This is a genomic window from Streptosporangium sp. NPDC049078, from assembly GCF_040648855.1.
GTDB lineage: Bacteria > Actinomycetota > Actinomycetes > Streptosporangiales > Streptosporangiaceae > Streptosporangium.
Window position 1 is genome coordinate 511,590 of the sequence record NZ_JBEZEL010000001.1, and the last position, 8,875, is coordinate 520,464.

Below are 8,875 nucleotides of genomic sequence, written 5' to 3' on the forward strand. Positions count from 1 at the left end.
TTGCGATCCTGGGACGGAGTCATCAGAACTCCAGTCCGCCTTCGCGAGCGCTGTCTGCCAGCGCCGCGATGCGGCCCGCGTAGCGGTTGCCACCCCGGTCGAACACGACCGCGGTGATCCCGGCTGCCTTGGCCCGCTGAGCGAGAAGCTCGCCGACCTGCTTGGCCTTGTCGGTCTTGGCGCCCTCCGCCGAGCGCAGGGAGGCGTCCATGGTGGACGCGCTCACCAGCGTGTGGCCCTGGGTGTCGTCGACGATCTGCACGAAGAGGTGCTTCGTGGACCGGTTGACGACCAGGCGCGGACGTGTGGCCGTACCGGCCACCTTCTTGCGGACTCGGCCGTGGCGGCGGGCCCGCGAGACGGCGCGGGCGGCCGTGTGCTTGCCGAACGCAGTCTTGCCAGCCATGCCTACTTACCAGCCTTTCCGACCTTGCGGCGGATAACTTCACCCTGGTAGCGCACGCCCTTGCCCTTATAAGGGTCGGGCTTGCGCAACTTGCGGATGTTCGCGGCGATCTCGCCGACCTTCTGCTTGTCGATGCCGTCCACGTGGAACAGCGTCGGCTTCTCGACGCGGAAGGTGACACCCTCGGGGGCGTCGACGATCACCGGGTGGCTGAAGCCGAGAGCGAACTCGAGCTGAGTCGGGCTCTTGGCCTGCACGCGGTAACCGACGCCCACGATCTCCAGGGTCTTCGAGTAACCCTGGGTGACACCGGTCACCATGTTGGCGACCAGGGTGCGAGACAGGCCGTGCAGCGCACGGACCTTGTTCTCGTCGTTGGGACGGGTGACGGACAGATTGCCGTCGTCACCCTTGGCGATCGCGATGGGTTCCGCGACCGTGTGTGAAAGCGTGCCCTTGGGGCCCTTGACCGTGACGTCCCGGCCGTCGATGGCGACGTCCACTCCGTTCGGTACGGGGATGGGCAGCCGTCCGATTCTTGACATGCTGTTCGTTCTCCCCTCTACCAAACGAAGGCGAGGACTTCCCCGCCCACTCCACGCTTGCCGGCCTGCTTGTCCGTCATGAGGCCGCCGGACGTCGAGATGATCGCGACGCCCAGTCCACCCAGGACTCGGGGCAGGTTGTCCTTCTTTGCATAGACCCGCAGGCCGGGCTTGGAGACCCGGCGCAGACCCGAGAGGGAACGCTCACGGGTCGGCCCGAACTTCAGCTCCACCACGAGGTTCTTTCCGACCTTGGCGTCTTCGACGCTCCAGGACTGGATGTAACCCTCCTGCTGGAGGATCTCGGCGATGTGCGCCTTGATCTTCGAGTACGGCATCGCCACGCTGTCGTGGTACGCCGAGTTCGCGTTTCGCAGACGCGTCAGCATGTCTGCGATCGGGTCGGTCATCGTCATGGCCGGTGGCCTTCCTCACCGCGGTTTCCACAGGGGACCTACGGTGCGGTCGTGGGCGCCTGTAGGCGGCGCCCGGTGAATACGACTTCTATGTGCGGCCGGTGCCTCGCGCGGGCCCGTGATCGCTCACGGGGCCGCGCGGAGGGCTACCAGCTCGACTTGGTGATGCCGGGCAGCTCGCCCCGGTGCGCCATCTCGCGGAAGCAGATGCGGCACAGGCCGAACTTCCTGTAGACGGCGCGGGGACGACCACAGCGCGAGCACCGAGTGTACGCCCGGACCTCGAACTTGGCCTTGCGAGCAGCCTTGACCTTGAGCGACGTCTTCGCCATGATCAGGCCTCCTTGAAGGGGAAGCCGAGCTGCTTCAGCAGTGCCCGGCCCTGGTCGTCGGTCTTAGCGGTGGTCACGACGGTGATGTCCATACCACGCTGGCGGTCGACCTTGTCCTGGTCGATCTCGTGGAACATGACCTGCTCGGTGAGACCGAAGGTGTAGTTGCCGTTGCCGTCGAACTGCTTGGGCGACAGACCGCGGAAGTCACGGATACGGGGCAGCGCCAGCGAGAGCAGCCGGTCGAGGAACTCCCACATCCGGTCACCGCGCAGCGTGACGTGCGCACCGATCGGCATGCCCTCGCGCAGCTTGAACTGGGCGATGGACTTGCGGGCGCGGACGACCGCCGGCTTCTGACCGGTGATCACGGTGAGGTCGCGGACGGCGCCTTCGATGAGCTTCGAGTCGCGCGCGGCCTCGCCGACACCCATGTTCACCTTGATCTTGGTGATGGTGGGCACCAGCATGATGTTCTCGAACTCGAACTGCTCGTTCAGCTTCGCGATGATCTCTTCGCGGTAGCGCTGCTTGAGGCGCGGGAGGGCCCGCTGTTCGGTCTCGGTGGTGTTCGCGGTCATCAGTTGTCCTCACCCGTCTCCTCGGAAGCGGCCTTGGCCGACTCCTTCTTGGCGGGCTTGTCGTCCTTGGAAGGCTTCTCATCCTTGAGCTTCTTGACGTTGCTCACGTGGATGGGAGCCTCCATGGTCTGCACGCCACCGGCCTTGGCACCGCGCGGACCCTGGTTGGTCTCCTTGCTGTGCTTCTTGACCATGTTGACGCCCTCGACCACCACGCGCTCGTCACGCGGGTGGGCGGCGATCACACGACCCTTGGCACCCTTGTCCTTGCCGGCGATGACCAGGACGAGGTCACCCTTCTTCACATGAAGCTTCGGCATTACAACACCTCCGGCGCGAGCGAGATGATCCGCATGAACTTCTTGTCACGCAGCTCACGTCCGACGGGACCGAAGATGCGGGTGCCCCGGGGGTCGCCACTGTCCTTGATGATGACGGCGGCGTTCTCGTCGAAGCGGATGTAGGAGCCGTCGGGCCGGCGGCGCTCCTTGACAGTGCGGACGATGACGGCCTTGACCACATCGCCCTTCTTCACGGTGCCGCCCGGGATGGCGTCCTTGACCGTGGCGACGATGATGTCGCCGATTCCCGCGTAACGTCGGCCCGAGCCACCGAGAACACGGATGCAAAGGACTTCCTTCGCACCGGTGTTGTCGGCGACCTTGAGCCGCGACTCCTGCTGGATCACTTGAACTCCTGTTTGTCTCGCCGGTTCTCACCCGTGGTTTCGGGTGAGCCTTGCGGAACCTGCTGGTCTTTTTCCTCCGGCGACAGCCCTCGCGGACCGCCGTCGCAGGCGGGGCGAAGATCGCTTCGCCCCCTTGGACGCCATCATGGGGGGTGACGGTGTCACCCCCCACGAGGCGCGTTGTCTACTTGGCCTTCTCGAGGATCTCGATGACGCGCCAGCGCTTGCTGGCGGACAGCGGCCGGGTCTCCATCAGGAGAACGCGGTCGCCGACACCGCAGGTGTTGGCCTCGTCGTGCGCCTTGTACTTGGTCGTCCTGCGGATGACCTTGCCGTACAGGGGGTGCTTCACGCGGTCCTCGACAGCGACCACGACAGTCTTGTCCATCTTGTCACTGACGACCAGACCCTCACGGGTCTTGCGGTAGTTCCGCGCCTCGGTCGTGGTTTCCGTGGCCTCAGCCATCGATCGACTCCTTCTCTACCGTGACGATTCCGAGCTCCCGCTCGCGCATCACCGTGTAGATACGGGCGATCTCGCGGCGGACGGCGCGCAGCCGCCCGTGGCTCTCCAACTGGCCGGTCGCTGCCTGGAAGCGGAGGTTGAACAGCTCCTCCTTGGCTTCCTTCAGCTTCGTGACCAGGGTGTCCTGGTCTTCCACCCGCAGCTCACCGGCGGTCAGGCCCTTAGCCATCACGCCTCACCCACTTCACGCTTGACGAACCGGCACTTCATCGGCAGCTTGTGCATCGCACGACGCAGGGCTTCGCGAGCCACCGGCTCGGCGACACCCGACAGCTCGAACATGATGCGACCGGGCTTGACGTTCGCGACCCACCACTCCGGCGAACCCTTACCGGAACCCATGCGGGTCTCGGCGGGCTTCTTGGTGAGGGGGCGGTCCGGATAGATGTTGATCCAGACCTTTCCGCCACGCTTGATGTGACGGGTCATCGCGATACGAGCCGACTCGATCTGACGGTTGGTCACGTAGGAGTGCTCAATCGCCTGAATGCCGAACTCGCCGAACACGACCCTGGTGCCACCCTTGGCGGCGCCGTGACGGTCGGGCCGGTGCTGCTTGCGGTGCTTGACCCTGCGCGGGATCAGCATGGTCAGCTCCCTTCAGCACCCGGCTGCGCAGCCGGGCCGGTCTCGGGGGCGGCCTGCGAGGCCGCCTCGGTCCTGGGGGCGGCGGAGCCACCCGAAGCGCGGTCACCGCGGCCGGCACCGGCACCACGACGGGCGCCACCGGCGCCACGACGGGGACGGTCGCCGCCACCGGCACCGGGGCCACGACGGTCGTCGCGGTCACGGCGCTGGCCCGCGCGAGCACCGGCGGCGGCCGCCTCGCGCTCGGCGCGGCTGGTCGGAGCCTCACCCTTGTAGATCCACACCTTCACGCCGATGCGACCGAAGGTGGTGCGGGCCTCGTACAGGCCGTAGTCGATGTCCGCGCGGAGGGTGTGCAGGGGCACGCGGCCCTCGCGGTAGAACTCCGAACGGGACATCTCGGCGCCGCCGAGACGGCCGGAGCACTGCACCCGGATGCCCTTGGCACCGCTCTTCATCGCCGACTGCATCGCCTTGCGCATGGCACGGCGGAACGAGACACGGCTGGACAGCTGCTCGGCCACACCCTGGGCGACGAGCTGAGCGTCGATCTCAGGGTTCTTGACCTCGAGGATGTTCAGCTGGACCTGCTTCTTGGTCAGCTTCTCGAGGTCACCGCGGATCCGGTCCGCCTCGGCGCCGCGGCGGCCGATGACGATGCCCGGACGGGCGGTGTGAATGTCGACCTGTACCCGGTCGGTGGTCCGCTCGATCTCCACCTTGGAGATGCCGGCCCGCTCCATGCCCTTCTTGAGCATGCGGCGGATCGCCACATCCTCGGCAACGTACGACTTGTAGAGCTTGTCGGCATACCACCGGCTCTTGAAGTCGGTCGTGATGCCGAGGCGGAACCCGTGCGGGTTAACCTTCTGACCCACTAGCGGGTCCTCCCCTTCGGCTCGCGGGACTCCACGATCACGGTGATGTGGCTGGTCCGCTTGTTGATCCGATAGGCACGACCCTGAGCACGGGGACGAAACCGCTTCAGCGTCGGGCCCTCGTCGACCCAGGCACGGCTCACGAAGAGCGTGTCACGGTCGAGCTTGAAATTGTGCTCCGCGTTGGCAATGGCGCTCGAAAGCACCTTGTACACGGTCTCGCTCGCCGACTGGGGAGCGAACTGCAGCACGGCCTGCGCCTCCGAAGCGGGCAGCCCGCGAATGAGGTCCACCACACGGCGGGCCTTCATGGGCGTGTGGCGCGCGAACCGCGCCTGAGCCCTGGCTTCCATCGCTTACTCCTCTTACCCTTCGTTTTGGTCGAGTCCGTCTCACCCGTGACGATCGCTTCCGATCGTTCTCGGCTCGACGTCCTCTTCCTGAGGCGCTTATCGCCGGCTGCGGCGGTCTTCCTTGACGTGGCTGCGGAAGGTTCGCGTGGGAGCGAACTCACCCAGCTTGTGGCCGATCATCGACTCGGTGACGAACACCGGGACGTGCTTGCGGCCGTCGTGAACGGCGATCGTGTGACCAAGCATGTCGGGCACGATCATGGAGCGCCGCGACCACGTCTTGATGACGTTCTTGGTGCCCTTCTCGTTCTGGACATCCACCTTCTTCTGAAGGTGGTCGTCCACGAAGGGACCCTTCTTAAGGCTACGTGGCATTTTGGCTGCTCCTACCGCTTCTTCCGCTTGGTACGACGGCGGATGATCAGCCGGTCGCTGGCCTTGTTCGCCGCACGGGTACGTCCCTCGGGCTTGCCCTTGGGGTTGACGGGGTGACGACCGCCGGAGGTCTTACCCTCACCACCACCGTGCGGGTGGTCGACCGGGTTCATCGCGACACCGCGGACGGTGGGGCGCTTGCCCTTCCACCGCATGCGTCCGGCCTTGCCCCAGTTGATGTTGGCCTGCTCGGCGTTGCCGACCTGGCCGATCGAGGCCCGGCAGCGGACATCGACCTGGCGCATCTCACCGGAGGGCATACGCAGCGTGGCGTACTGGCCCTCCTTGGCGAGGAGCTGGATCTGCGCGCCGGCGGACCGGCCCAGCTTGGCGCCACCGCCCGGACGGAGCTCCACCGCGTGGATGAAGGTACCGGTCGGGATGTTGCGCAGCGGGAGGCAGTTGCCCGGCTTGATGTCGGCCGTGGGGCCGTTCTCGATGTGGTCGCCCTGCTTGAGGCCGGTCGGGCAGAGGATGTAGCGCTTCTCCCCGTCGGCGTAGTGCAGCAGCGCGATGCGGGACGTGCGGTTCGGGTCGTACTCGATGTGAGCGACCTTGGCCGGGATCCCGTCCTTGTCGTGACGCCGGAAATCGATGATCCGGTAGGCGCGCTTGTGGCCACCACCCTGGTGACGGGTGGTGACTCGGCCGTGGACGTTACGGCCACCCTTGCTGTGCAGGGGTGCAAGCAGCGACTTCTCGGGCGTGCTGCGCGTGATCTCGGCGAAGTCCGAGACGCTGGCGCCGCGGCGACCCGGGGTCGTCGGCTTGAGTTTACGGATGCCCATCTTTTTCGTTCATCCTTCGTCGGTTAATCCGGTCGAATGCCCCTCGCCAGACGGCGAGGGGCTTTCTCCCTGTACTTACTGAGCGAGCGCGTCAGCCGATCTGGCCGAAGATGTCAATCCGGTCACCCTCGACCAGGCTGACGATGGCTCGCTTGGTGGCCGGGCGCTGGCCGTAGCCGAACCTGGTCCGCTTGCGCTTGCCCTGGCGGTTGATGGTGTTGACGCTGGCGACCTTGACACCGAAGATCTTCTCAACGGCGATCTTGACCTGCGTCTTGTTGGCCGTCTTCCGCACCAGGAACGTGTACTTGTTGTGCTCGTCGATCAGGCCGTAGCTCTTCTCGGAGACAACCGGCTTGATGATGATGTCGCGCGGGTCGGCGATCTTCTCCATCAGGCGTCTTCCTTCCCGCTCTTGCTCAGACGCGCCACGGTCTGGTCGTACGCGTCCTGAGTGAAGACGACGTCGTCGTAGCAGAGCACGTCGTAGGTGTTGAGCTGCCCGGCGTCCAGGAGGTGGACCTCGGGAGCGTTGCGCAGGCTCAGCCAGCTGAGCTCGTCACCCTCGTCGACGACGACCAGGACGCTGCGGGCCTTGGTGAGCCTGCGAAGCGACTCAAGAGCCGCCTTGGTCTTCGGGGTCTCCCCCTCGACCAGACCGCTGACCACGTGAACGCGGCCGCCGGTCGCCCGGTCGGACAGGGCCGCGCGCAGGGCGGCGGCCTTCATCTTCTTGGGAGTCTTCTGCGAGTAGTCCCGCGGAACCGGGCCGTGGACGGTGCCACCACCGGTGAACTGCGGGGCGCGGGTCGAACCCTGGCGGGCGCGGCCGGTGCCCTTCTGGCGGTACGGCTTCTTGCCGCCGCCTCGGACCTCACCGCGGGTCTTCGCCTTGTGGGTGCCCTGCCGGCGAGCGGCGAGCTGGGCCACGACGACCTGGTGGATCAGCGGGATGTTGACCTTCGTGCCGAAGATGTCCTCCGGCAGGTCGACGGTGCCGGCCTTCTCACCGCGTACGTCGAGGACGTCAATGGTGCTCACTTGGCAGCCCCCTTCTTGGCGGCGGTGCGGACCAGGACCAGGCTGCCGTTGGCGCCGGGGATCGCACCCTTGATCAGGATGAGGCCCTTCTCGGCGTCCACGGCGTGAACCTTGAGGCTCTGGACGGTCGTGCGGACGTTGCCCATCCGGCCCGCCATGCGCACGCCCTTGAAGACGCGGCCGGGGGTGGCGCAGCCACCGATGGAACCGGGCGAGCGGTGCTTGCGCTGCGTACCGTGCGAGGCGCCCAGACCCTTGAAGCCGTGGCGCTTCATGACACCCGCGAAGCCCTTGCCCTTGCTCTTGCCCGTCACGTCGACGAACTGGCCGGCCTCGAAGGTGTCGGCGAGGAGCTCCTGGCCCAGGGTGTAGTCGCTCGCGTCGTCGGTGCGGATCTCCGCGAAGTAACGGCGCGGGGTGATGTCGTGCTTGCGCAGGTAGTCGCCGAGCGGCTTGTTGACCTTCCGCGGGTCGACCTGGCCGAAGCCCAGCTGAACGGCGGTGTAGCCGTCCTTCTCGGCGGTGCGGACGCGGGTCACGACGCACGGGCCAGCCTCGACGACGGTCACCGGGACCATCCGGTTGTCCGCGTCGAAGACCTGGGTCATGCCGAGCTTCTTGCCCAGGACGCCCTTGATCTTGTTAGCCATGTCAGTGCGTTCCCTCAGAGCTTGATCGAGATGTCAACGCCGGCGGGAAGGTCGAGTCGCATGAGCGAGTCGACCGTCTTCGGCGTCGGGTCGATGATGTCAATCAGCCGCTTGTGCGTGCGCATCTCAAAGTGCTCGCGGCTGTCCTTGTACTTGTGCGGCGAGCGGATGACGCAGTACACGTTCTTCTCGGTCGGCAGCGGCACCGGGCCCGCGACCTTGGCGCCAGTCCTTGTCACCGTCTCGACGATCTTCTTGGCCGAGACGTCGATGACCTCGTGGTCATAGGCCTTGAGCCGAATGCGGATCTTCTGTCCCGCCATAATGGCCTCGGTGTCCTTCACTGTCGTCTGAAAAAGTTACGTGCGGCCTGTTGCCGCTATGTCGTGGCCGGCCCATCTGGACGGTCCCGCCACGTCGTGCCGGAGCACGTCTCGCCCTGGGGCGGCGTCTCCGCACATGCCCCACGTAGCAGACGCTGTGAGTCCGCGCTTTCTTCCGTGATCTGGCAGTGAGTTCGGTCATCCTTCGGCCGAACCAACTGCGAGATCACGGTTCGTGGGGTCCTGCCGGGGTTCGCGCCCTGCGGCACGGCCCCCTCGTGGTGAGGCGGTCGGCCCTGTTTCGGGGGCCGACCGCCACTCCGCG

18 protein-coding genes are annotated in these 8,875 nt (G+C 66.1%); all 18 read right to left on the bottom strand.

The window, feature by feature from the left end; all coding sequences use genetic code 11:
* Positions 1–22: 22 nt before the first annotated feature.
* The 18 genes from rplR to rpsJ all read right to left on the bottom strand — a co-directional run bounded on the left by rplR (position 23) and on the right by rpsJ (position 8,550).
* Complete coding sequence (gene rplR, locus AB0B90_RS02095; protein WP_344913778.1) at positions 23–406, bottom strand: 50S ribosomal protein L18; 384 nt, start codon at positions 404–406, stop codon at positions 23–25.
* A gap of 2 nt (positions 407–408) precedes the next feature.
* The gene (gene rplF, locus AB0B90_RS02100) at positions 409–951 is read right to left on the bottom strand and encodes a 50S ribosomal protein L6 (protein ID WP_350943277.1); all 543 of its coding nucleotides are present in this window, start codon (positions 949–951) and stop codon (positions 409–411) included.
* A gap of 17 nt (positions 952–968) precedes the next feature.
* Positions 969–1,367, bottom strand: coding sequence for a 30S ribosomal protein S8 (gene rpsH / locus AB0B90_RS02105; RefSeq protein WP_350943276.1), 399 nt, complete (start codon positions 1,365–1,367; stop codon positions 969–971).
* 146 nt (positions 1,368–1,513) lie between these two features.
* Complete coding sequence (locus AB0B90_RS02110; RefSeq protein ID WP_012887844.1) at positions 1,514–1,699, bottom strand: type Z 30S ribosomal protein S14; 186 nt, start codon at positions 1,697–1,699, stop codon at positions 1,514–1,516.
* A 2-nt stretch (positions 1,700–1,701) separates the two neighbouring features.
* The gene (rplE, locus tag AB0B90_RS02115) at positions 1,702–2,280 is read right to left on the bottom strand and encodes a 50S ribosomal protein L5 (RefSeq protein WP_350943275.1); all 579 of its coding nucleotides are present in this window, start codon (positions 2,278–2,280) and stop codon (positions 1,702–1,704) included.
* Entirely contained in the window at positions 2,280–2,600 is a 321-nt protein-coding gene (gene rplX / locus AB0B90_RS02120) for a 50S ribosomal protein L24 (protein ID WP_350943274.1), read from the bottom strand. Before rplX ends, rplE begins: the two co-directional genes overlap by 1 nt.
* Entirely contained in the window at positions 2,600–2,968 is a 369-nt protein-coding gene (gene rplN / locus AB0B90_RS02125; protein WP_012887841.1) for a 50S ribosomal protein L14, read from the bottom strand. The genes rplX and rplN overlap by 1 nt, the downstream gene beginning before the upstream one ends.
* A gap of 184 nt (positions 2,969–3,152) precedes the next feature.
* Positions 3,153–3,434 carry a 30S ribosomal protein S17 gene (gene rpsQ, locus AB0B90_RS02130; RefSeq protein WP_350943272.1) on the bottom strand — a complete coding sequence of 94 codons (282 nt, stop codon included), beginning with the start codon at positions 3,432–3,434 and terminating at the stop codon, positions 3,153–3,155.
* Positions 3,427–3,663 carry a 50S ribosomal protein L29 gene (gene rpmC / locus AB0B90_RS02135; protein WP_030912909.1) on the bottom strand — a complete coding sequence of 79 codons (237 nt, stop codon included), beginning with the start codon at positions 3,661–3,663 and terminating at the stop codon, positions 3,427–3,429. Before rpmC ends, rpsQ begins: the two co-directional genes overlap by 8 nt.
* The gene (gene rplP, locus AB0B90_RS02140) at positions 3,663–4,082 is read right to left on the bottom strand and encodes a 50S ribosomal protein L16 (protein WP_350943270.1); all 420 of its coding nucleotides are present in this window, start codon (positions 4,080–4,082) and stop codon (positions 3,663–3,665) included. The genes rpmC and rplP overlap by 1 nt, the downstream gene beginning before the upstream one ends.
* Before the next feature lie 2 nt (positions 4,083–4,084).
* Positions 4,085–4,960, bottom strand: coding sequence for a 30S ribosomal protein S3 (gene rpsC / locus AB0B90_RS02145; protein WP_350943269.1), 876 nt, complete (start codon positions 4,958–4,960; stop codon positions 4,085–4,087).
* Complete coding sequence (gene rplV / locus AB0B90_RS02150) at positions 4,960–5,313, bottom strand: 50S ribosomal protein L22 (protein ID WP_030912916.1); 354 nt, start codon at positions 5,311–5,313, stop codon at positions 4,960–4,962. Before rplV ends, rpsC begins: the two co-directional genes overlap by 1 nt.
* 96 nt (positions 5,314–5,409) lie before the next feature.
* Positions 5,410–5,688, bottom strand: a complete 279-nt coding sequence (rpsS, locus tag AB0B90_RS02155; RefSeq protein WP_012887835.1) for a 30S ribosomal protein S19 — start codon at positions 5,686–5,688, stop codon at positions 5,410–5,412.
* An 11-nt stretch (positions 5,689–5,699) separates the two neighbouring features.
* Positions 5,700–6,536 carry a 50S ribosomal protein L2 gene (gene rplB / locus AB0B90_RS02160; protein ID WP_350943268.1) on the bottom strand — a complete coding sequence of 279 codons (837 nt, stop codon included), beginning with the start codon at positions 6,534–6,536 and terminating at the stop codon, positions 5,700–5,702.
* Positions 6,537–6,627: 91 nt separating this feature from the next.
* Positions 6,628–6,930: a 50S ribosomal protein L23 gene (gene rplW, locus AB0B90_RS02165; protein WP_030912923.1), complete on the bottom strand. Its 303-nt coding sequence runs from the start codon at positions 6,928–6,930 to the stop codon at positions 6,628–6,630.
* Positions 6,930–7,577 carry a 50S ribosomal protein L4 gene (rplD, locus tag AB0B90_RS02170; protein ID WP_350943267.1) on the bottom strand — a complete coding sequence of 216 codons (648 nt, stop codon included), beginning with the start codon at positions 7,575–7,577 and terminating at the stop codon, positions 6,930–6,932. The genes rplW and rplD overlap by 1 nt, the downstream gene beginning before the upstream one ends.
* Positions 7,574–8,227 (bottom strand): 50S ribosomal protein L3, encoded by a 654-nt coding sequence (rplC, locus tag AB0B90_RS02175; RefSeq protein WP_329089937.1) that lies wholly within the window; start codon positions 8,225–8,227, stop codon positions 7,574–7,576. Before rplC ends, rplD begins: the two co-directional genes overlap by 4 nt.
* Before the next feature lie 14 nt (positions 8,228–8,241).
* Entirely contained in the window at positions 8,242–8,550 is a 309-nt protein-coding gene (rpsJ, locus tag AB0B90_RS02180; protein ID WP_030912931.1) for a 30S ribosomal protein S10, read from the bottom strand.
* Positions 8,551–8,875 lie beyond the last annotated feature (325 nt).

Excerpts from the sequence above, each read along its gene's own strand:
- rplR (WP_344913778.1), bottom strand. The coding sequence starts at position 406 with ATGGCTGGCAAGACTGCGTTCGGCAAGCACACGGCCGCCCGCGCCGTC.
- rplF (WP_350943277.1), bottom strand. The coding sequence starts at position 951 with ATGTCAAGAATCGGACGGCTGCCCATCCCCGTACCGAACGGAGTGGAC.
- rpsH (WP_350943276.1), bottom strand. The coding sequence starts at position 1,367 with ATGACGATGACCGACCCGATCGCAGACATGCTGACGCGTCTGCGAAAC.
- AB0B90_RS02110 (WP_012887844.1), bottom strand. The coding sequence starts at position 1,699 with ATGGCGAAGACGTCGCTCAAGGTCAAGGCTGCTCGCAAGGCCAAGTTC.
- rplE (WP_350943275.1), bottom strand. The coding sequence starts at position 2,280 with ATGACCGCGAACACCACCGAGACCGAACAGCGGGCCCTCCCGCGCCTC.
- rplX (WP_350943274.1), bottom strand. The coding sequence starts at position 2,600 with ATGCCGAAGCTTCATGTGAAGAAGGGTGACCTCGTCCTGGTCATCGCC.
- rpsQ (WP_350943272.1), bottom strand. The coding sequence starts at position 3,434 with ATGGCTGAGGCCACGGAAACCACGACCGAGGCGCGGAACTACCGCAAG.
- rpmC (WP_030912909.1), bottom strand. The coding sequence starts at position 3,663 with ATGGCTAAGGGCCTGACCGCCGGTGAGCTGCGGGTGGAAGACCAGGAC.
- rplP (WP_350943270.1), bottom strand. The coding sequence starts at position 4,082 with ATGCTGATCCCGCGCAGGGTCAAGCACCGCAAGCAGCACCGGCCCGAC.
- rplV (WP_030912916.1), bottom strand. The coding sequence starts at position 5,313 with ATGGAAGCCAGGGCTCAGGCGCGGTTCGCGCGCCACACGCCCATGAAG.
- rpsS (WP_012887835.1), bottom strand. The coding sequence starts at position 5,688 with ATGCCACGTAGCCTTAAGAAGGGTCCCTTCGTGGACGACCACCTTCAG.
- rplB (WP_350943268.1), bottom strand. The coding sequence starts at position 6,536 with ATGGGCATCCGTAAACTCAAGCCGACGACCCCGGGTCGCCGCGGCGCC.
- rplW (WP_030912923.1), bottom strand. The coding sequence starts at position 6,930 with ATGGAGAAGATCGCCGACCCGCGCGACATCATCATCAAGCCGGTTGTC.
- rplC (WP_329089937.1), bottom strand. The coding sequence starts at position 8,227 with ATGGCTAACAAGATCAAGGGCGTCCTGGGCAAGAAGCTCGGCATGACC.
- rpsJ (WP_030912931.1), bottom strand. The coding sequence starts at position 8,550 with ATGGCGGGACAGAAGATCCGCATTCGGCTCAAGGCCTATGACCACGAG.